Below are 22063 nucleotides of genomic sequence, written 5' to 3' on the forward strand. Positions count from 1 at the left end.
ACTCACACTAAAACCGGGCTATCTGTAGTTGCAAATGTGCTTGATAAAGCCTATAAAATTGGTCGAAAGGTAGCTGATAACTTTAAAAAAACTATGCAAATTGTTTTTGACGAATATTTGTCAAAATGGAACTATAGAGCGGTACCTCAAACTTAGCAATTCATCAAGTTATTTATTTTTTAGTCCGGTGAGGGCTGCAACTGCGCCATTACGATAGTAGGTTTCACCGTACTCAAAAGATTGGGGGCTGCTGTTTTGGCGAAGTGTAGCTTCTGCGAATTTTGGAATCGGCATTTAGCACTCCCTAAAGTAGTTTTTGCAGCTTTGGTCTACGGATAAAAGGTACTTTTTTCAGTTAGTGTAACATCATAGCTTCCCTTTGAGGTTTCTAATCAAGGCTAAAAAATGCTAAAAAATCTGAGCAAATGAATCAAAAAGCTCTTGGTACTTGGCACTTCCTCTAACGAAAACTATTGAGAGTAATCGCCACCCAACTTCTGTTGATAATTTCTACAATAATTGCACACATGGAAAACTCAATAGCAAAATAGCGATCGCACTGCCACCTCCAAAAGCCACTGTCAATCGCAACACTAGACAAGAAAGCAAAAGTCGGGAGAACGATCGCCAGATGGAGCCTAAACTTTTATCTAATGCTAAACCAATCCAAAAATTACAGTTATGAAATAGTTCGCCTGTCACCCTCACAAATGATATACAGAGGTAAATACTAAGTTTTTAGCTAAGATAGTCATACCTACATTTCAAAAAAAATTGATGATTCAAAGCCCGACAATTACAGCAAGTGCGATCGCTTGCGGTTTTCATGCCCTCTCTGACCCTCTGCGGATTCAGGTAATCGAGTTACTGCGAGAACAGGAATTGTGCGTCTGCGATCTATGCGATCGCCTCCATGTCCCCCAGTCCAAACTCTCCTTTCACCTCAAAACCTTGAAGGAAGCAGCTTTAGTCCGCAGCCGCCAAGAGGGACGCTGGATCTACTACAGCCTCAACATTCCCCAGTTCGCCATCCTCGAACAGTACCTCGCCGAGTACCGCCGCTTCAGCCCGATCCTGTCTATCCGTTGCTGCGACACCCCTTAGTCAATCAACATTTCTTAATGTATTTTTTCTGTGTGTGTTATCCCCTATACTTGACATATCAAGTTTTTTTGATATGGTGAACTTGTGGACATGAATTTTGACATTAAGGCAAGGTCAATGAAAACAACAAGGCAGGTCTATTCTCATATACTTAGTATAAAAATTTTAGCATTTAGTGCTATAGCTCTCCTCAATTCCTGCGCCCAAGTCCAATCGCAAACCTCGCAGCCGATTAAAATCGACGGTTCCAGTACCGTTTATCCGATTACAGATGCGATCGCGAAAGACTTTCAAAAGACCAAAAGCACAAAAGTACCCATTACTGTTGAATTCTCCGGTACCGGTGGAGGATTTAAAAAGTTTTGTACTGGCGAAACAGATATCAGTAATGCCTCGCGACCAATTCGATCGGAAGAGATGGAAGCCTGCAATAAAGCTGGTATTCGCTATTATGAATTACCAATCGCTTTTGACGCTCTCACAGTAGTAGTTAACCCCAAAAATAGCTGGGCAAAAGACATCACAGTAGCAGAACTAAAAAAACTTTGGGAACCAGCCGCACAAGGTAAAATTACCAAATGGAATCAGATTAGAACCAGTTGGCCAAATCAACCCATTAACCTCTATGGTGCGGGTAAAGATTCTGGTACCTTTGACTATTTCACAGAAGCAACAGTCGGTAAAGCCAAAGCCAGCCGTACTGACTATACAGCTAGTGAGGATGATAATGTTTTAGTGCAGGGAGTTATCAAAGATCCAAATGCCTTGGGTTACTTTGGCTTAAGCTATTACGAAGCAAATCAAACTCAATTGAAAGCATTAGGAATAGATAATGGTAAAGGCTCAGTGATGCCTAGCCGTGAAACAGTAGAAAAAGCTCAGTATAAACCTCTTACCAGACCTCTTTTTATCTACGTTAATTACAGTGTAGCCCAAAACAAACAAGAAGTCCGTGAATTTGTAGAATTCTACATGAAAAAAGCACCAACTTTAGTTAATTCTGTAGGCTATATTCCCTTGCCAAAGGACGGATATCAACTGATTTACAACAATTTCTACAAGGGCAAAGTAGGCACTGTTTTTAATGGTGAGGCTCAGTTAGACTTAACAATCGGTGAGTTACTGCGCCAACAAGCAAAGTTTTAATTTTTTCAGCAATTTTCGCTCCAATATTTAACTCAATGAATCAATCAACAACCTCACCTGTTCATGCAGGAAACAAGCTTAGTTTTTTTGAAAGATACCTCACCCTTTGGGTATTCCTTTGCATTTTAGGCGGTATTATTCTCGGTAGATTATTCCCTAGCGTCGCCGTCACCCTTGATGCTCTTAGCTTTTACCAGGTATCGATTCCGATTGCCATTTGTCTATTTTTTATGATGTATCCCATCATGGTAAAAATAGACTTTACCCAAGCAGCAAATGCAGCGCGATCGCCCAAACCTGTAATCTTAACATTAGTTGTTAACTGGATAATAAAACCATTGACAATGGTAGCCTTTTCTCAGTTTTTCTTAGGTTGGCTATTCCGTCCTCTGATTGTCGGCACAGAAATAATTCGTGGTAGTGAAGTTTCCATTGCTAGTTCCTACATTGCTGGTACAATATTATTAGGAATTGCCCCCTGTACGGCGATGGTTTTAATGTGGGGATATCTCTCCTATGGCAATCAAGGACATACTCTAGTCATGGTCGCGGTTAACTCTCTAGCAATGCTATTTTTATACGCACCATTAGGCAGATGGCTGTTAGCAGCCAACGATCTAGTTGTTCCTTGGCAAACCATAGTATTGTCTGTGTTCATTTATGTTGGTTTGCCCTTAGCTGCTGGAATGTATAGCCGTTTTTGGATTTTTAAACATAAAGGAAAAGAATGGTTTGAACAAGAGTTTATGCAATATCTAAGTCCAGTGGCTACGGCTGCACTTTTGATTACGCTAATTCTTTTGTTTGCTTTCAAAGGAGAGTTGATTGTTAACAATCCTCTGCACATTCTCTTAATTGCCGTACCCCTGTTTATCCAAACTAATTTCATTTTCCTAATTTCTTATGTAGCAGCTTTAAAACTCAACCTTCACTACGAAGATTCAGCACCCGCCGCCCTGATTGGTGCTAGCAATCATTTTGAGGTAGCGATTGCTACGGCTGTCATGCTTTTTGGCTTAAATTCAGGGGCGGCATTGGCTACGGTTGTGGGTGTTTTAATTGAGGTTCCAGTGATGTTAATGTTAGTAGAGTTCTGCAAGAAAACAGCATTTTGGTTTCCTCGTAAACCAGAAACAGCTTCCCTGCGAGATCCCCGTTGTCTTTACTAATTCTCATAGCTATAATCCCATGGAAGACCTTACTCATAAACCCCGAATTCTCTTTTTATATGGTTCTTTGCGAGAGCGTTCTTATAGTCGCCTACTCGCTGAAGAAGCGGCTAGAATAATTGAAGATTTCGGTGCTGAAATTCGATTTTTCAATCCCCTAGAATTGCCGATTTATGGGAGTGTTCCTGATACTCATCCCAAAGTTCAAGAATTGCGTGAGTTGAGTCTTTGGTCTGAGGGTCAAGTGTGGTCAAGCCCAGAACTACATGGTAATATTAGCGGGATTATGAAAAACCAAATTGACTGGATTCCCTTAAGTATTGGGGCCGTTAGACCTACTCAAGGTAGAACTTTAGCGGTGATGCAGGTTAGCGGTGGTTCGCAGTCTTTTAACGCAGTTAATACTCTGAGAATTTTGGGGCGATGGATGCGGATGTTTACTATCCCAAATCAATCTTCTGTGGCTAAAGCTTATCAGGAGTTTAATGAAGATGGAACGATGAAAGATTCGGCTTATCGCGATCGTGTAGTTGATGTAATGGAGGAATTATATAAGTTTACTCTATTGTTACGCGGCCAGGTTGATTATTTGACCGACCGTTACAGCGAACGCAAAGAAAAAGCGGCGAAGGAAATTATCGCCATTGCCAATAGTGCTCTTGAAATTAAAAAGTAGCCCTGATAATAAGTAACAACAAAAACCATGAAAAAAGTCATGTTTGTCTGTAAAAGAAACTCTTGCCGTTCCCAAATGGCTGAAGGTTTTGCTAAAACATTAGGTAAGGGGAAAATTGAGGTAGCGAGTTCCGGGTTGGAATCTAGCAGAGTTCATCCAACGGCGATTCAAGTAATGTCTGAAATTGGTATTGATATCACAGATCAAACTTCAGATCCGTTAAGTGATTTTAATGCTGAGGATTACGATGCTGTGATTTCTCTGTGTGGCTGTGGTGTGAATTTACCGGAAGCATGGGTACTGCGAGAAGTGTTTGAAGATTGGCAACTTGACGACCCCGACGGACAGCCAATAGAGACATTTTATCGCGTCCGCGATGAGGTCAAGGAACGAGTTAATAAGTTGTTAAAGTCTCTGACAATAGAAACAGCAAAAATTTAGCATTGTTTTAAGTAGAAGGAAGAAGGAAGAAGGAAGAAGGTAGAAGGCAGAAGGCAGAAGGCAGAATGTAGAAAAATTTAGTTATCTAGGAGAGAAGGAAGAATGGTTATACAGTCGGCTTTTTAGCCATCCTTATCTTATGTTTAATTAGGTGGATTTACTTACAATTCGGGATTAAGCAAAAGTATCCGTAACGCCGCCATCCTGGGGGTTAAAGAACCGCCAGGATGTCGGCGTTACGTAAATAATGGTTAATTCCTAATAATCTTAAAAAAAATTGTGTGCGATCGCATCCTTGACCGGAAAGCCGAGGAGCGATCGCACACCTAGATTATGGGAGATTCAGCCTGAAAAACATCAGCTTTTCAGCACACAGGCCAGGATTAAGTCTAGGCTTGCTTATTCAACAGGTTTTGCACTTGTCTGATTGCAGCCGCGCCAATATTGAAAGCTGCCCAGCCACCGGCCAACAAGATTGGCAATAAAACTACTAGCACGCGGAAGTCAAAATCCATTAGTTCCTCCTCTAAAGTTTTTTAAAGATTTCTCATAATCTATTTGTATCTCATTTTGTCCCTATTCTCAAACTTCGCTTAGGGATTAATCGGCTTTGGCAAATCCCAAATTAGTTCCTCTACCAGAGTGAACCAAAGCTAACTGCTCGTAGCGTTTGGCGTGTTCGATCAATTCAGCGGCTTCTGCCTCAGAGACATCTCGCCGTAGTTTAGCCGGCACTCCGACAACTAAGGACAAAGGCGGCACGTCTTTAGTTACAACTGAGCCCGCACCGATGATACTACCGGCCCCCACTCTCACGCCATCGAGTATGACTGCACCGATCCCAATCAGGCTCCCCCGCTCAATATAAGCTGAGTGAATTACAGCTCGGTGTCCCACTGTTACAAAATCTTCTAAGATCGTTGGCTGGCCTGGATCGCCGTGCAAAATTGCTCCGTCTTGAATATTAGTAAAAGCTCCGATCGCAATCCGCTCTACATCTCCTCGGACAACGGCTCCGTACCAAATACTCGCCCCCGCTGCTACTTCTACCGAGCCAACGATCGCAGCATTGGGAGCGATAAAAGCTGCTAGGGAGAGATCGGGGACAGGCCAATAGGATGTTAGGATTGGGAGTGGCTGGTTAAAATGAGTCATCGCGATCGCCTACTTACTATTTGATTTTGTTACTAATTTTCAATATTTAATAGAGATTTTAAACCCATCAATTATCGAAATCAATATAAATTGTACAGCAGCGATCGCCAATTCTTTTAATCTAATACTAACATAATTATAGCAAAATTGAGTTAATAAAAACACTTGATTTTGCCAACCTGCAATATCTTCAGATCGAGAATCTATGTAACTAAACATCCAAAGTACATATTTATATAAACCGATAAATGCAAGCTTAAATAGACCTATTGTAAAAGTCAATCAACCTCATTAGTCCGCGCAGGCGGACTTTGTTTGTGCGAGCGCGTTGCTGCGCGATTTCAATCGCCCCTATTTTTTGCTTTTGCTATCAGGTACAACAACAAAAGCAATTAGCACTATTGCAGAAAATATGCTGGGACTCACTCCAGGATCAATCCTGCCTTGCAAGACGCTTTACTGACGCTATAATATGATTGACAAGGTAAACCAATTGATACGAATGGAATAGAGAAGCAAGTTCTGCTATATACTTTTGATATCAAAGAGGTTTACTAGAAAAATACTAGAATTGCTGAAAGGACGGGAAACCAATGGTTCAGAGTAAATCAGCAGTGCCCAAGGCTAACGTGAGGGTGTACGAAGACAAGGGGAGCTTGGCGCTACGCTTCTCGACTAAGTACAATCCCATCTTTGAACAGTTAACTGGATTCAAGGGTAGGCAGAAGTGCATGGGGCTTAAGTTGGAGGCTGTGCCGCAGAACTGGAAGAAGGCACAACAGATAGCACTTCAGATTGAGGCGGATTTAGAGCACAGCGACTGGGTTAAGTTGTTTGATCCTACCTTTGCTAAGTACGGTATAGGCGATGCTAAGTTCGCTCAGAAAATGGGTGAGCTGATACAGATGCCTAATCAGAAGGTGGCGATGACTGTAGGGGAGATGTGGGAGGATTACTTACTGTGGAAGGAAGGGCAGGTAGAATGTACTACGTTTAAATCAAAGTATCAAAAAACTTACTCTAATGCAATTAAGGGGTTGAAGTGGGATAATAAAGCTCAAAAATTTATCGATACCGGGCTAGGTATTTATGGCTTACCGCTTGATAGTGCAATAGGGGAAAAAGCTACCGTATCAATTAGCAAAACAATAAATCAAACACAAGGTAAAGATACACTAGCGGCGCTAAAGGAAGCCTACGACCGGGCGGTTAATTTGGGTAAAATACCACCAACAAAGAACCCGTTTGAGATGGTGAAAGGGGAGGTGAATAATAACCAAATGTACGCACCGCGTCAGGATGAAGAGGGTGTATGGCGTGAATGGTGGGAGTTTGAAGAGCAAGTAGATGATGAGTATCTGAAGGATAAAAGGCATTACAGCTTAGCAGAAAGGGATACAATCATTAAGGCTTTCTATGAAAGCGATAAAGCAGCAGCACGTCATGCAGCTACACTAATTGAGTTCCTATTTCTAACAGGTTGCCGACATGGTGAAGCATTTGCTTTAAGGTGGAAAGATGTAAGTATTGAACGTGGTTACATCAGGTTTAGTAAATCGTTTAATAAACAAGAAGGTAGCACTCAGCGGACTAAAACTAAAACAGTTAGAATGTTTAAGTTGTACCCTAAGTTAACTGAGTTGTTGTTACGCATTCAAGCTAATTCAAGTAAGACTGATAAGAATGATTTAGTGTTTACACTGCTAAGTGGTAACGCTTATGGAAGTAGTAACCTAAGTGACTATTGGTGGCAAAGTGATTATAAATACACAAAAAAAACAGGCGAAGAAACACATACTATTTACCCTGGCATCGTCACTACACTAGCCAATGAAGGTGTAATAAACGAGTATCTAGTACCCTATTCTACACGCCATACGTTCATTACCTTGCAGGTACAGGATAAGGTTGATGTGGCGTTATTAGCTGCTATATGTGGCAATAGTATCGAAGTCATTTACAGGCATTACTTAGGGTTTGATAAATCAGCTATTCCTAGCAACCTGTAATAGAGCTAGTACCTATTAGCAATTACCTAATCACCCTATAACGGGGTGATTTTTTATGGCTGTAAGCCTTACTATGCAAGCATCCTTTTGAATCGGATTTTTAGGTATTAGACCACGTAAGGGGGTTAATCGGGCTAGAAGCGCAAGCTAGCCATCGCTAATTAAATGTGTGACAGTTGCCGTAGGCGAAACGGATGCTGTATAATATCTGATAAAATAAAAATACTAGAAAATTTAGCTGGTAATGAGCCACCTCTTCATGGGTGAGGTGAGGTAAAATTGACTTATTTACGGCTCTAAAAGAGCTATATAATAGAAACGTACTAGAAAAACTGATGTAAATGGCTGGAAATATTGGAATTACATATGATGCCTACACTTACCCGATGTTTGGCCCGGAAATTCAGTGTCCTCACTGTCGCCAGACAATTCCGGCGCTAACGCTAACGGACACTTATTTGTGTCCCCGTCACGGGGCATTTGAGGCAGACCCGAAAACGGGTGAGCTAGTCCATCTCCAGTCAGGTCGTCACTGGCGGCAGTGGGAGAATGATTGGTATCGGCAGCACACACATCCTGACGGGATTCGCTTTGAAATTCACGAAGCTCTCGATCGCCTCTATACTCAAGGTTATCGAGCAACTCGCGTCATCATCGCCCAACGCTATCGCGACTTAATTAGCTCCTATCTGGAGCGCACCACTCCTTGGCGGGGACAACCAGAATCCCCTCGGCCGCGACTTTACGGTTTGCCTGTCGATTTTAGCCCTGACCCCTTAGAGGAACCTTGCTGGGAAGTAATTAATTTTGACTTGGAAAAAGAGCCAGGAGTACCGATTAGATATCCTTATTTTCGGTTGTTTGAATAAGATGACAAAAGCTTGCCCTATAAGCATTCTGCCTTCTACTTAGCTCTCTATCTAAAATTTAAAATCGAATGCACCACGCCTCGATTCGTACTGCTAATATTCATCGCGCGATCGCTTTCTACGAACAACTGGGATTTACCGTCTGCGAACGCTTTACAACAGGTTACACGCTTGCTTGTTGGATGGAAGGCTTAAATGGGCGTATTGAACTGATCCAAATACCGGAACCCAAACCTGCACCGGATGCCTTTGGAGACGAGCATTACGTTGGCTACTACCACCTATCTTTTGATATCACAGATACGGCAACTGACCTTTCTAGCTGGCTAAAGTCGGTACAAGAGCGCTTTGAGTCAGCAGCGCAGGCGCAACCCAAGGAATTCCAGCCTTTAAAAGTTCTCTTAGAACCGACTCAGCAAATGATTGGCGCGAATGTTTACGAAGTAGCTTTTATTGCGGATACTGATGGATTACCTTTAGAATTTATCCGGCTGTTAACAGTTAACGGTTAACTGTTAACTGTTATCAATTACCAATTACCAATTACCATTAATAATGATTATCGCTCTTGCTCAGGATTTATAACCACTAATTTTCTTTGAGCATGAGCTTGACTTTTAAGTTTGAATCTACTATGGTTCCTTTTTAAGAGACTAAATATGAATATATGTTCATAGTAGCTTTTTATCTAAACTTAGGAAAAATAATGAACAAACCAAAATTAAGTCATTCGGGCTGTTGTGGGAGTGACGACCACCAAGAACACAATCATGAGAATCATAATCATAACCACGAACACGACCACAATCATAACCATGACCATGACCATGACCATGACCATGACCACACTCATGGCGGCGGAGATTTCAACCTCAATCAAGAGTTGATACCTGTGGGGTTGGTGGTTATTTTGTTTATCATCGGTTTGGTTTTTGAGGAAAAATTACACAATACACCCTACAGTATTGGCGAATATCTAGTTTTTATCCCAGCCTATCTTTTAAGTGGCTGGAATGTATTGAATAGCGCCGGACGCAATATACTTCGAGGCAAAATATTTGATGAAAACTTTTTGATGACTGTAGCAACATTGGGCGCAATTGCAATTCATAAACTCCCAGAAGCAGTTGGAGTAATGTTATTTTTCAAGGTAGGAGAATTATTCCAAGATTTTGCTATTGGTCGTTCTCGCAAATCTATCAAAGCACTATTAGAAATTCGACCTGACTATGCCAATATCAACGAAAATGGCGATGTCAAAAAAGTTGCACCAGAAACAGTAGCCGTAGGGAATATCATTATTGTCAAGCCAGGAGAAAAGATTCCCTTAGACGGTGAGATTATAGAGGGAAATTCTCAAATTGATACATCAGCAATAACTGGAGAATCAGTACCTCGCAGCGTCAGAATTGGAGAAAGAGTCTTAGCGGGAACGATTAACCAGACAGGAGTTCTCACCGTCAAAGTTACTAAACTGTTCGGCGAGTCTTCAATATCCCGGATTTTAGAATTAGTAGAAAATGCCAGCAGTAAAAAAGCTGAGACTGAAAAATTTATCACCAAATTTGCTAAAATTTATACGCCGTTCGTAGTTTTTAGCTCATTAGCAGTTGCTTTAATTCCTCCTTTATTTATTGCAGGAGCAACTGATGCCGACCGATTCCTCTGGATTTACCGCGCTCTTGTTTTATTAGTTATTTCCTGCCCTTGCGGACTTGTTATTAGCATTCCCCTGGGATATTTTGGGGGAATTGGAGGTGCTGCTAAGCGCGGTATTTTAGTCAAAGGCTCTACTTTTTTAGATACTCTGACTGAAGTCAAAACAGTTGTTTTTGACAAAACAGGAACTCTGACAAAAGGGGTTTTTAAAGTCGCTAAAGTTGTTACGAAAAATGGTTTTACTGAAGCGGAATTGATAGCAATAGCCGCAAAAATAGAATCTCAATCTAATCATCCTATAGCGAAATCTATCCGGGAAGTTTACGGTAAAAAAATAGATGATTCTGAAGTTAAAGATTACGAAGAAATAGCGGGACACGGCATTCGAGCTAAGTTAGATAATCAGGTTGTGCTTGCGGGAAATGACCGTCTGCTGCATCGGGAAAACATTGCTCACGATGTCTGCAATCTCGAAGGGACAGTCGTTCATTTAGCGGTAGACAATCGCTACGCTGGTTATATTTTGATTGGGGACGAGATTAAGGAAGATGCAGCACAAGCTATTTTTAACCTAAAGAAACTAGGTGTTGAGCAAATCGTGATGTTAACAGGAGATAATCAAGCCGTAGCCGAGAGTGTCGCTAAAAATCTGGGTTTAGATTCCTACTTAGCTGGTTTATTACCCGAAGGAAAAGTCGAGGCAATTGAAAAAATACTCGCCCAATCTGGAAAAAACCGTAAAGTTGTATTTGTAGGAGATGGAATCAATGATGCACCTGTTATTGCTAGAGCAGATGTCGGCATAGCAATGGGAGGATTAGGCTCAGATGCAGCAATAGAAACTGCCGATGTTGTGATTATGACAGATGCACCATTAAAGGTGGCTGAAGCGATAGAAATTGCCACAAAAACCAACAATATTGTTTGGCAAAATATCATTTTTGCTATGTTAATCAAAGGTGTATTTATCGCTTTGGGGACTTTCGGAGTAGCAACCATGTGGGAAGCCGTTTTTGCCGATGTTGGCGTAGCTTTGGCGGCTATTTTCAATGCAACTAGAGTTTTAAAATAAGGAGTTTGCCAGCCCCGATTACCATCGAATATCTATTGGAGATAGTTTTATGAAACACGCACGTTCAACGCCTTGGATTCATAAATGGTCGCGCCCAATTATGGCAGGAATCGCTACTTTAGGAGCTGCAATAACTGCTTACTTAACAGCGGTAAAGTTTAGCCAGGAAACAGCAGTTTGCCCAACTAGCGGCTGCGATGTAGTTCTTTCCAGCCCTTATGCAACAATTTTTGATTTGCCCCTTTCTTTGTTTGGTTTTTTGGGTTATGCAAGCATGACCGCTTTTGCTGTAGCTCCTTTGTTAGTCAATAGAGCGGAGCAGAAAAAATTTAGATTAAAACTAGAAAATTGGACGGGGCTTTTGCTATTTGCAGGTGGGACAGCCATGATGCTTTTCAGTGGCTATCTTATGTACCTCCTAGCTTTTGAAATTCAAGCTGATTGTATTTACTGCATTGCCTCTGCTCTCTTTTCGACTAGCCTATTTTTCCTATCAATAATTGGTCGGAATTGGGAAGATGTTGGGCAGCTATTTTTGACCGGAATTTTGGTGGGAATGCTGGTGCTGATTACTTCAGTTGGTCTTTATACCAGCGTGAGTAATCCCGGTACTGCTACTGCTGAAGGTTATGCAATTACAACCTCCTCTGGTGCTTCGGAAACTGCCCTAGTCAAGCATCTTCAGAAAGTAAAAGCGAAAATGTACGGTTCATTTACCTGCGAACACTGTCACAATCAGAAGGAACTATTTGGCAAGGAAGCTGCTGGCAAGTTAAATTACATTGAATGTAACTCCGAAAGCCAAAATGCTCGCCTTGACCTCTGCGAAGCCGCTAAAATTGAAGGTTTTCCTAGTTGGGAAATTAACGGCAAATTATACCAAGGAGAGAAAAGTTTGCAGGAGTTAGCAGATTTATCGGGATATCAAGGCGATCGCAACTTCCAGAATACAGGAAGCCACGAACATTAGCTTTTCAAGAAATGAAACATTGTCTGCTGAGGATCAACCCGGATTTTGTATTAACTGTCAACGAAGTTTATATCCTTCCATCCAAGTAATACATTGCTGCATCTGTTTACTCATCGTTTCTCGATCGGCATGATATCTGCGTCCATGTCCCGGCAAAACCCATTCAAAGGAATAATTAGCCAATTTTTGCATAGATTTCACCTGTTCGGGCCAGGAATACCAACAAACGCGGGGAAAGGCCAATAACTGATTAAGTTCATCAGACCAAGCGAGATGATCGCCACTAAATAAATATTTGTTGTTGTAGAGTAAAACTGTGTGACCTTTCGTATGACCGGGAACAGGAATAATTAACAAATCAGTTGCTAATTGGTAGGGTTCGCCACCAGATAGTTTAATTTCTACATCGCGAGTATCAGTGGTAATTTCGTCCGTATGGAGGATGCGATCGCAGCCAAAATGGTCGCGATACTTTTGATGATCTGCCACATCGTCTTGATGAGTCAGATACATATAGCGAATGTCGCCCATTGCTTCTATCTGCTTGACTAACGGCGGAGAGAAACGAGGAGAATCAACCAAAACATTGCCTTCAGGCCGGACAATTAAATAGCTGGCTGCGCCGTAGGATTTCTCGGAGTGATAGCCGCAATGATAAATATTCTCTGCTACTAGCAGAGGGAAACTATGCTGAATATCTTTGATATTTTTCGGTTTCTCAACAGTACCGATAGAACTGGTAGGGCAAGATAATAAGGCCTGAAGCGATCGCTCTTTTTCAACCTCATTAGCTGGCTGGTGGTAAACCGCAGACTGTTCTCCAGTTTGGTGAAATATTTCTGGTGCCATCCACCGACAGGTATCGCAGTCAATACAGGTAGTATCGACATAAAAATTACCATTGGTATTTTCGGGACGGCGCAAATTTAGATGAGCCATATTTAAAACCGATATACTACAAGGAATTAATTTGATTATAGCCTAAAATATTAATAACTGTGTCAGTCTTAATTTATTTTATCAATTTATTCTAGCTCTTCAATTGTAGGTTCTAAACTTGTTGGTGAAGTTCGCAGATTTTCGACTGTACTTTTAATAAAACCTGCGATCGGAACCGCTACCAATAAACCAATTAATCCTCCGACTTTAGTTGCTATTAATAGCGAGATAAAAATCCAAACCGGGTTAAGCCCAGTAAAACCTCCTAAAAGGCGCGGAGCAATCCCATTTTCAATTACTTGATCGATTACTGTTGCCACAGCTAAAACCTTCATCCCTAGCCAAAAGTTGTTCAAAGCCATCAATAAACTAACGATGCTGATACTCAAGCCTGCGCCCAAGGGAATTAGAGTCATTATGCCTACTGCTAAGCCAAATAATAAGCCAAAAGGAACCTGTAAAATTAGAAAGGCTACTGTCATTGATAACCCCATAAAAGTTGCCAAAGTAGCCTGTCCAATGAAATAATTTTGAAAGTTGCGCCGTAAGGACTCACGTATTTGACTGCCCAATTTAGGGGGAAACCACTGAAACAAACCATCCCATAGGCGCTGACCGTGCAGTAGTAAGTAAAATGTTAGAACTACTGTGATCATTACGTCTAATAGACTCCCGGCTGCGCCTACTACAACAGTTAAAATTTGACCGATAATTGACTGTAGTTGAGTAGAAAAACGCTCGCTCAATTGCTTAGCAAAACCCCGGAGATCGATAGGAAGGTTGCGGTTTTTAGCCCAATTATGGAGAGTTTCAAACTGTTCAGCACCAGAATTTATCCAACTGGGTAGGCGGGTGACAAGCTCATTTAATTGACCGAGAATAATAGGAGCAAGGGTGACAGCTAATACTACTAATATTAGTAAAAATAGACATAATACTAATACAACTGCTTGCTGCCTTTTCACGCCGTAGCGTCGCAGGAAATGTACGGGATAATCTAGTAAAAAAGAGAGTACGGTTGCTGTTACAAAAACGGTGATTAAGGAGCGAAAATATTCAAAGACTAGGAGCAGTAACCACGAATTGAGTACCACTAGGGGAAATAATAATCCCCATATCCACGATCGCGGCAGTTGATTTACAGGTTTCATGTAAGTCAGGAGCAAGAATTCAGAATTAAGAATTTTAACTGCTAACCGGAAAAGCCCATTAACTAGAAGGCTAAGGTATTAGCAGCAGGGAAAACAGAATTGACAGTGTGATTTTTTGCTATTGTCATTAGATATTTAATTTTGTCCAACTGAAGCTTTTTCCTGAATTCTCACTCCTGAATCGCGTTATCAAAACTTTTCAGTATGGCGTTCTAGTGCTAATTGAATTAAGCGGTCTACTAATTCGCCGAAGGAGATGCCCGAAGCTGCCCAAAGTTGAGGATACATACTGGTAGCTGTGAATCCGGGGAGGGTATTAATTTCATTAATTAGAACTTGGCCTGTAGATTCGACATAGAAGAAGTCTACTCGCGCTAAACCAGCACAGTCAAGGGCTAAAAATGCTTCGATCGCCATTGATTGAATTTGAGAGGCGATCGCATCGCTGACTTTTGCGGGAATAAATAGATCTGCTTGCCCATGTGCGTATTTAGTTTCGTAGTCATAGAAATCACTTTTATAAGTAATTTCCCCAACTATAGAGGCTTGAGGTCGATCGTTACCTAAGACGGCGCATTCTAATTCTCTAGCAACTACTCCCGCTTCGACAATTATGCGGCGATCGTAACTAGCGGCGCTGTCGAGGGCGGTTTCAAGTTCTGGGCGCGATCGCACTTTAGAAATTCCTACTGAGGAACCTAAATTCGCTGGTTTCACAAAGCAGGGATAGCCTAAATTTTCCTCGATTTGGTCGCATAATTTGGGGAAAATGCAAGGGTTAGACCAAACTTGCGATCGCGTGACAGCAGTATATTTAACTTGCGGTAAACCAGCTTGGGCAAATACCATTTTCATCGCAATTTTATCCATCCCCATTGCCGATCCCAAAACCCCAGAACCGACAAAAGGTACTTGCATTAATTTCAGCAACCCTTGTACAGTGCCGTCTTCACCGTTTGGCCCATGTAAGACGGGGAACCAAACATCGACAATATCGGGCCTTGGGAATTGACCGTAGGCAATTGGGGATTGAGGAGTGAGACTTAAATTTTCCTGTAAATTGGCGATCGCCTCTTCCCCCTCTAATTGTAGGGGTTTTCCCGTTTCTAAAACTTGTTGAGGCACTGTTCCTGCTAACCAGCGACCGTCTTTTTGGATATAAAAGGGTAGAACTTCGTATTTACTGGCATTTTGGTCGGAAGCGATCGCACGCGCGATCGCCCTTGCGGAACTAATTGAGACTTCGTGTTCCCCAGAACGCCCGCCAAATAACAGTCCTATCCGTAATTTCGTCATTTTTTATACTCCTACTAATATACTGGGAGTTAGCGCAGTTACCAAGGGAACAATAGCATATTAGCAGCGATTCATTAATTGAGTGTTCTCATCAGGAGGCGATCGCTAACTCCAAGCACATCAGCGGATGTACTGCCAACTGTAAATTGCACGAGATGCGATCGGCATATTCTATAGTTGCCAGCGATCGACAATATAGAGAATTTCTAAAGATGCTAGAAACTCTTAAAAAAGTAATAGACAAATATCATACTCTTGGCATGGTTAAAGCTGACGAACTGCTGTTGCGTCCGACAGATGCACTTCGTCTTGCTGATGAGTTAGAACAGAGGGGGATTTTAATTCTAGGTGTAGATATTTGGTACTATAGCAATCCTAAATCATTTGTGAATTTCTTACTCCCTCCCCTTAGCAAGGGGAGGGTTGGGGTGGGGTAAAAAATTTACGATTCATTATAGGATTGCTATATATCGGCGATCGAATTGCTGAAGACCCAGGTTCATTAGATTTGAGTGAAATAACAAATGTAAGAGTTAGCGCCAAGCTTACTAGAGAATTTATTACCACTCACTTACCTGAAAAAACAGCATTTGTTTCATTTGTTCTAGAAGAAGATACAAACTGGGAAACTGAGGGTTGAGATCGGATATAAGCAAACCTAGTTGCCTTACCTTATTGTCGAACTTCCACAACATTTATCAACCCCCAATCATATTTATAATCTCCCCTACTATAGCAACCGCCAAGGTGGTTAGGGCAAACCCAACTCTTACATCTGGTTCATAATCCCTTACTTCGTCAAGCTTTTCCCTCTTCTCTCTTCCCTAGCCCCTAGCCCCTAGTCCCTAGCCCCTAGCTATGACTTCTGCACTGGTTTGACAGAAATGCTATTAGCCCGAACAAAACATTTACTAGGGGCACCTTGAACCGAGCTTTTTTCTACGTAAATCCAGGGTTGTTTGTTATTGTCAAGTAATACGCCAAATCCTGCCGGGCCAGAGTTAATCTCAAAATTTTGCCCCTGCTTAAAAGTGCCAATTACAGGCCAGTTAGGAATATCTAAGACCACAGAGTTACCAGGAGTTTGTATTTGTTCAATCGAAGATTTTCCCATTCGGCAAGTAACACCTTTGCCACTTGGATCGACAATTTGCCAATATTTATGAGATGTTCTTTGATAGTTTCCTTGTGCATTAGGCTTTGGTAACTCAGATTGAGGTGCTTGATTAACTTGAGATGTTGGAGTTGTGGGACTAGGTTTTGGAGTTGCACTTGCAGTTGGTTTCGGAGTTGCACTTGCCGTCGGTTTTGGAGTTACAGTTGTTTGATTTGCCTGAGATGTAGTAGTTGTAGAATTAGGTTTCGGAGTTGCACTTGCCGTTGGTTTTGGACTTACTGCCGTTTCATTAGCTTCAGGAGTTGGTTGAGCACAACCAAAAAAGCTAATCCCTAAAACTCCCGAAATTAGCATCAAGCCAAGCGACTTTTTAACTTGACTGTACTGGTGAACATTAACTGGTTTTAATCCCTTCATTTTAGAACCTAAATTGCCAATTATGAAACTGAGCCATTATACCAGAGATCGCCAGTCAAACTGAAGGCACGAACATCAGTAATTTTTACCTGCACTAGCTGACCCCTTAATTCCTCAATATTTCCCCGTAAAAATGTCAGACGGTTGCCACGTCCTCGACCCATAACTTGAGTTGCATCTTTCTGGTTTTGGTCTTCTACTAGCACTTCTTCAATACGTCCCAGATAGCGCTGCGAACGTTCCATTGCCGTCTGAGTAACCACATGATTTAAACGTTGTAACCTATCAGCCTTTACCTCCTCGCTTAACTGAGTGTCCCACAAAGCTGCTGGAGTTCCAGGCCGAGGCGAATAAGCCGCCGTATTCACCAAATCAAACCGCATATCAGCTACTAGGTTCAGCGTCTTTTCAAACTGTGCTTCGCTTTCCCCAGGAAAACCAACAATCGCATCAGCGCTAATTGAAGCATCCGGCATATATTGACGAATTGTCTCAATAATCCGGCGATATTTTTCCTGAGTATAACCCCGCGCCATCGCCTTTAAAATGTCATTATCCCCCGATTGAAACGGAATGTGAAAATGTTCGCATACCTGGGGCAATTCTGCACAAGCCTTAATCAACCTTTCCGTGAAATAACGCGGGTGGCTAGTTGCAAAACGAATCCGTTCAATCCCCGGCACATCGCTAACATGATAAAGTAAATCAGTCAAGGTATACTGATTGCTACCATCGGGTTTTGTTCCGGGTAAATCGCGACCATAGGCATCAATATTTTGCCCCAATAAAGTTACTTCCTTGTAACTTTGACGACCTAATTCTTCCATTTCTGCCCGAATTGCTTCAGGAGTTCTTGACTGTTCGACACCTCGCACATTCGGCACTACACAATAAGTGCAGCGTTCATTACAGCCATAAATTACATTCACCCAAGCTGTCACCTTACTATCGCGGCGCGGCTTAGTGATATCTTCCATAATATGGACGGCATCTGTAGCAACTACCTGATTGCCATCAAACACTTGTTCAAGTAAATCTTGTAAGCGATTTGCGTGTTGCGGCCCCATCACTAAATCTAATTCAGGAACTCGCCGCAGTAACGCTTCGCCTTCTTGCTGGGCCACGCATCCAGCAACAATTAAAGTCAGTTCTGGTTCTACACGCTTGCGGCCGGCTTGTCTTCCCAGATAGGAATAAACTTTGTGTTCGGCACTGTCCCGAATGCTACAAGTATTGTAGAGAATTAAGCTGGCTTCATTGGGGTCTTCAGACCACTCGAAACCCATATCTTCTAGGATGCCAGCCATGCGTTCTGAGTCGGCTTTGTTCATCTGGCATCCGAAGGTGGTAATGTGATAGCGGCGGGGAGTGACGGTCATAGTAGGCTGTGGGCAATTTAGAGAATCAAGGTTTTAAACCTTTATAAATTATATAGCAGTTGTCAATGAACTGTGAATATATTCACTGGTACTGTAAGCTTTATACTCACTTCTCTCCCAAAACTGAATCATACTTTTAGCAATTCCTTTCGCCGCCAAAAAAGGTACACCATTCCCCACAGTTTTAAACATATTAGTTAAAGTCATCGCCGCCGGCAATACAAAATCTTTTGGCAAAGATTGAATAGCCAACACCTCCGCGACAGATAGCCGACGAACTTTGTAAGGATGTAAATGCACTTCATTATTCCCATAACAGGCTGTCGGTGAATAACGCCATCTATGCAGCCGCTTAAATGACTTTCTCGAATCATCTCCCTCATCAACAACAGCAAAGCGCTTAATCCCAGCTTTCGGCTTGAAACAATGTTCAGCATTGGGATGATTCATCACATCATTTTTCTGGAACCAAAACTCAACTGTTAACTCTTGAGGAATGTCATTTGCACAAGGAAGTAGCGAATCTTCTTCAAATAAATTCGTAGAGGGCCAAGAGTAAGCAAAAGCCTGGGACTTGGGATATACAATCTGACTATTCCAAGGAAAAATACCTTCAGGCAACATTCCCCCAACTTCATCAAGTTGAATGCCCATATCCTTAATTAAATCCTTACGGAAACCTAGTAAAATAATTCTATCTCTATCTTGCGGCACTCCATATTCTATGGCATTAATTAGGCGCTCTGTCAATACATAGCCAGCTTGATTTAGCCGATTTTTACAATCCTCAAAAAACACTCTATGCTTTTGAGTTCTCCACAAACCTTTAACATTTTCAAACAAAAAGAAATCAGGCTGTTGCTGACAAATTAACTCAACGTAAGCAGCCGAAAGCTTACCCTTCTCCCCTTCCTGACCTCGATTTTTTCCACCAACAGAAAAGTCAGGACAAGGCGGCCCAGCAATAAACCCAATAAGATCATTATTTTTACGGGCATCCTGCATCAATTCTCGCAACTTTAGCGCTGCTTCTCCTGCTGTCAGTCGCGTTACATCTGCCTCCTCTCCTTCAGAGTATCCATATTCTGGTAATGGCAGATTTAGGTATTTACGAGAGTAACGGTAAGCCTGCATAAATGGCGAGAAAATTTCATTGACATAAGCTATATTAAAACCACTCAACTCAAAACCTAAATCGAGAAAGCCTGAGCCTGCGAAAAAAGAGAAAATACAGTAAGATTTTTTCATTCTAGACGCGATCTTGCTGAGAAATAGGAATCGAAATTACAAACTGAGTTCCACAGCCAAGCTGTGAAAAACATTCTAACTTACCTTTATGTTTTTCGACGATAATATGGTAAGAAATAGACAGCCCTAAGCCAGTACCTTTTCCTACATCTTTTGTTGTAAAAAATGGGTCGAATAGCCGTTGCATAACTTCTGGTTCTATCCCACATCCATTGTCAACAATAGAAATTATGACTTGGTTCCCCTCTCCCAATTTAGTCTTAATCCTAATTGTAGGAATCGGGCAGAGAGAATAAACTTCTATTTCTTCTTCCTTGTTTTTCATTACTTGTAGTTGCTTAATTCTGAATCCTTCTAAAGCATCAATTGCATTAGCAATAATATTCATAAATACCTGATTTAACTGACTTGGGTAGCACTCGACTAGCGGCAGATGACCATATTCTTTGATCGCGCGAACTTCAGCAAGTTTGCCTTGTCTTTTGAGTTGATTTTGTAGAATCAGCAGCGTACTATCGATGCCTTCGTGAATATCAACTGGCTTCATTTTAGCTTCATCATGTCTTGAAAAGTTCCGCAAAGACAAAACTATTTCGCGAATCCGATTCGCTCCCATTTTCATCGAATTTAGGATTTTTGGCAAATCTTCTATTAAGAAATCTACATCCCTTTCCTGAGCTAGCATTTTAATCTCTGGTACTGGATTAGGATAATTTTCCTGGTAAAGATTCAGCAATTTTAGCAAAGATTCAATGTAGTCATTAGCATGAACAAGATTTCCATAGATAAAGCTGACAGGATTATTAATTTCATGGGCAACTCCCGCTACTAATTGCCCTAAACTCGATAATTTTTCAGCTTGAACTAGCTGGGATTGAGTAATTTTTAGCTCTTTTAGGGCAATTTCCAGTTGTTCCGCCTGTTTGCGAGATTCCTCCTCTGCTTCCTTAGCCTCTGTGATTTCATATCTGATCGATAAATATTTATAGGGTTGCCCGCTTTCATCTAAAAAGGGTATGACGGTGGTATCTACCCAGTAATATGTTCCATCTTTGGCCCGGTTTTTAATTATAGCTTTCCAAACTTTACCAGCGGTAATAGTCTGCCAAAATTCCTTAAAAAATTCTTGAGAATGATAGCCAGAATTGATAATTTTGTGAGTTTTCCCAATCAGCTCTTTGCGGCTATATTTAGATATTTCACAAAATTTATCGTTGATATAGCTGATAATGCCTTTGGCATCAGTCATGGCAACTATCGCCGAGTTATCTAGGGCAAATTTGAGCTCCGATAGTTCTTTGATTGTTTCTCGCAATTTCTCATCTACATACTTGTAATGGCCAAACCCTTGCTCGTAAGCTTCTATAGTATTTTCCCCTGAATTCAGCTTAATCTCATCTACTATGGCTTCCTTGACTTGAGACTCCTTAGCTTGACTTTGATCCTGAACCTGATTACTATCCATATTAGTTCTCTACAGAGTTAACAGCTACTCGATCCCCCCTGACAAACTTTCCGACTTATGGGTAAGCATTCAGAAAATTTATTTTTTCTAGTCTGAAGATTTTGCAGAGCTTTTGATGCCACATAACCCACAAATGGCAGCAAATTACCCTAATTTTAAATATTTATTTCAATTATACTCTATTTTTGAGTGATTAGAGAGATGTTAACGATCTCTTAATATTATTGAGAGCGAGCAAATACAGTGCCAGCTTAATCTTACAACGACTTAATTTTAAGTTAAATAACTTAAAACCATTGACCGCCACGGAAACGCCAGTAGGGAAATAAAACTCGGAGTAATGTTTGCGACGCGAGATAAATCGTCACCCAGACTAAACTATAGTGCAAGCCAAAGGCCACTAAATCAAAATCCTCCTGCTCTATGCCTGGCAAACCCAGAATTTCGATCAAAAACACCAAAAAAATAGCTTCCCAAACACCGCTCAATAATTGAAAAGCTCCCGGCCAATCTCGATCCCAGCGGAACTGCTGAATGTAAATATATAAAACATCCCAAATCAATCCAAAAATCCCTATATATCCTAGTATCCAGAAAAATATCCAACCTGATTTAGAGCCAATTAATCCTAAAAAAAACGGTATTGTTACTGCAACTCCCACAGTTGCAAATAGTAATAACCGAGTCTGCCAGCGACCAAAGAGAGTAGGAGTCATTTGATTCAGAATTTTATTTTTAATTATATCAATTGAAGAAGGGGCTACGATGCTCAGGACTAGGG

24 protein-coding genes are annotated in these 22063 nt (G+C 41.4%); 13 read left to right on the forward strand and 11 right to left on the reverse strand.

The genetic code is table 11. The features are described from left to right. Window positions 1-156 (forward strand): ISAzo13-like element transposase-related protein (locus tag PN499_RS29240; RefSeq protein ID WP_417063906.1); only part of this gene is annotated, 156 nt, incomplete at its 5' end. A 12-nt stretch (window positions 157-168) separates the two neighbouring features. On the opposite strand, the gene PN499_RS29245 is transcribed toward PN499_RS29240, so the two are convergent. Next, window positions 169-294, reverse strand: a complete 126-nt coding sequence (locus tag PN499_RS29245; RefSeq protein ID WP_272037146.1) for a hypothetical protein — start codon at window positions 292-294, stop codon at window positions 169-171. A gap of 154 nt (window positions 295-448) precedes the next feature. Here PN499_RS29245 and PN499_RS29250 point away from each other — a divergent pair, with 154 nt between their 5' ends. From PN499_RS29250 to arsC, 6 genes are all read left to right on the forward strand, one after another. Continuing rightward, on the forward strand, window positions 449-685 hold the full coding sequence (locus PN499_RS29250) for a hypothetical protein (RefSeq protein ID WP_272037148.1): 237 nt from the start codon (window positions 449-451) through the stop codon (window positions 683-685). Window positions 686-777: 92 nt separating this feature from the next. Beyond that, window positions 778-1104, forward strand: coding sequence for an ArsR/SmtB family transcription factor (locus PN499_RS29255; protein ID WP_272037150.1), 327 nt, complete (start codon window positions 778-780; stop codon window positions 1102-1104). Between the two features lie 117 nt (window positions 1105-1221). Beyond that, window positions 1222-2250: a PstS family phosphate ABC transporter substrate-binding protein gene (locus tag PN499_RS29260; protein WP_272037152.1), complete on the forward strand. Its 1029-nt coding sequence runs from the start codon at window positions 1222-1224 to the stop codon at window positions 2248-2250. A gap of 35 nt (window positions 2251-2285) precedes the next feature. After that, complete coding sequence (arsB, locus tag PN499_RS29265; protein WP_272037154.1) at window positions 2286-3419, forward strand: ACR3 family arsenite efflux transporter; 1134 nt, start codon at window positions 2286-2288, stop codon at window positions 3417-3419. Beyond that, complete coding sequence (gene arsH / locus PN499_RS29270; RefSeq protein WP_272037186.1) at window positions 3400-4095, forward strand: arsenical resistance protein ArsH; 696 nt, start codon at window positions 3400-3402, stop codon at window positions 4093-4095. The genes arsB and arsH overlap by 20 nt, the downstream gene beginning before the upstream one ends. 27 nt (window positions 4096-4122) lie before the next feature. Then, on the forward strand, window positions 4123-4536 hold the full coding sequence (gene arsC, locus PN499_RS29275) for an arsenate reductase, glutathione/glutaredoxin type (RefSeq protein WP_272037156.1): 414 nt from the start codon (window positions 4123-4125) through the stop codon (window positions 4534-4536). Between the two features lie 389 nt (window positions 4537-4925). Here the strand turns inward: arsC and PN499_RS29280 are convergent, their stop codons facing one another. Beyond that, the gene (locus PN499_RS29280; protein ID WP_007354152.1) at window positions 4926-5051 is read right to left on the reverse strand and encodes a photosystem II protein Y; all 126 of its coding nucleotides are present in this window, start codon (window positions 5049-5051) and stop codon (window positions 4926-4928) included. A gap of 85 nt (window positions 5052-5136) precedes the next feature. Then, complete coding sequence (locus PN499_RS29285; RefSeq protein ID WP_272037159.1) at window positions 5137-5691, reverse strand: gamma carbonic anhydrase family protein; 555 nt, start codon at window positions 5689-5691, stop codon at window positions 5137-5139. A 593-nt stretch (window positions 5692-6284) separates the two neighbouring features. Here PN499_RS29285 and PN499_RS29290 point away from each other — a divergent pair. The 5 genes from PN499_RS29290 (at window position 6285) to PN499_RS29310 (ending at window position 12270) form a co-directional block, all read left to right on the forward strand. Beyond that, window positions 6285-7700, forward strand: a complete 1416-nt coding sequence (locus PN499_RS29290) for a tyrosine-type recombinase/integrase (protein WP_272037161.1) — start codon at window positions 6285-6287, stop codon at window positions 7698-7700. Between the two features lie 341 nt (window positions 7701-8041). Then, window positions 8042-8569 carry a TIGR02652 family protein gene (locus PN499_RS29295; RefSeq protein WP_272037163.1) on the forward strand — a complete coding sequence of 176 codons (528 nt, stop codon included), beginning with the start codon at window positions 8042-8044 and terminating at the stop codon, window positions 8567-8569. Window positions 8570-8637: 68 nt separating this feature from the next. Further along, the gene (locus PN499_RS29300; protein ID WP_272037165.1) at window positions 8638-9081 is read left to right on the forward strand and encodes a VOC family protein; all 444 of its coding nucleotides are present in this window, start codon (window positions 8638-8640) and stop codon (window positions 9079-9081) included. A 194-nt stretch (window positions 9082-9275) separates the two neighbouring features. Further along, on the forward strand, window positions 9276-11300 hold the full coding sequence (locus tag PN499_RS29305; protein ID WP_272037167.1) for a heavy metal translocating P-type ATPase: 2025 nt from the start codon (window positions 9276-9278) through the stop codon (window positions 11298-11300). Between the two features lie 49 nt (window positions 11301-11349). Then, a complete protein-coding gene (locus tag PN499_RS29310; protein WP_272037169.1) occupies window positions 11350-12270 on the forward strand; it encodes a vitamin K epoxide reductase family protein in 921 nt (306 codons plus the stop codon). A gap of 57 nt (window positions 12271-12327) precedes the next feature. Here PN499_RS29310 and PN499_RS29315 read toward each other — a convergent pair whose 3' ends face one another. The 3 genes from PN499_RS29315 to PN499_RS29325 form a co-directional block, all read right to left on the reverse strand. Then, the gene (locus PN499_RS29315) at window positions 12328-13209 is read right to left on the reverse strand and encodes an MBL fold metallo-hydrolase (protein ID WP_272037171.1); all 882 of its coding nucleotides are present in this window, start codon (window positions 13207-13209) and stop codon (window positions 12328-12330) included. An 86-nt stretch (window positions 13210-13295) separates the two neighbouring features. Next, window positions 13296-14360, reverse strand: a complete 1065-nt coding sequence (locus tag PN499_RS29320) for an AI-2E family transporter (protein WP_272037173.1) — start codon at window positions 14358-14360, stop codon at window positions 13296-13298. Window positions 14361-14549: 189 nt separating this feature from the next. Beyond that, a complete protein-coding gene (locus PN499_RS29325) occupies window positions 14550-15656 on the reverse strand; it encodes a D-alanine--D-alanine ligase family protein (protein ID WP_272037175.1) in 1107 nt (368 codons plus the stop codon). A 155-nt stretch (window positions 15657-15811) separates the two neighbouring features. Here PN499_RS29325 and PN499_RS29330 point away from each other — a divergent pair, with 155 nt between their 5' ends. Next, complete coding sequence (locus PN499_RS29330; protein WP_272037177.1) at window positions 15812-16093, forward strand: hypothetical protein; 282 nt, start codon at window positions 15812-15814, stop codon at window positions 16091-16093. A gap of 419 nt (window positions 16094-16512) precedes the next feature. Here the strand turns inward: PN499_RS29330 and PN499_RS29335 are convergent, their stop codons facing one another. The 5 genes from PN499_RS29335 to PN499_RS29355 all read right to left on the reverse strand — a co-directional run. Next, entirely contained in the window at window positions 16513-17190 is a 678-nt protein-coding gene (locus PN499_RS29335) for a hypothetical protein (RefSeq protein ID WP_272037179.1), read from the reverse strand. Window positions 17191-17210: 20 nt separating this feature from the next. Then, window positions 17211-18569 (reverse strand): tRNA (N6-isopentenyl adenosine(37)-C2)-methylthiotransferase MiaB, encoded by a 1359-nt coding sequence (miaB, locus tag PN499_RS29340; RefSeq protein ID WP_272037180.1) that lies wholly within the window; start codon window positions 18567-18569, stop codon window positions 17211-17213. 48 nt (window positions 18570-18617) lie between these two features. Next, a complete protein-coding gene (locus PN499_RS29345; RefSeq protein ID WP_272037182.1) occupies window positions 18618-19817 on the reverse strand; it encodes a DNA cytosine methyltransferase in 1200 nt (399 codons plus the stop codon). 1 nt (window position 19818) lies between these two features. Beyond that, entirely contained in the window at window positions 19819-21282 is a 1464-nt protein-coding gene (locus PN499_RS29350) for a PAS domain-containing sensor histidine kinase (protein WP_272037184.1), read from the reverse strand. Window positions 21283-21569: 287 nt separating this feature from the next. Continuing rightward, window positions 21570-22063, reverse strand: a 494-nt coding sequence (locus tag PN499_RS29355; protein ID WP_334311732.1) for a hypothetical protein, incomplete at its 5' end; no start/stop codon positions are given.

It is taken from the genome of Kamptonema animale CS-326 (assembly GCF_028330895.1).
Lineage (GTDB): Bacteria > Cyanobacteriota > Cyanobacteriia > Cyanobacteriales > Microcoleaceae > Kamptonema > Kamptonema formosum.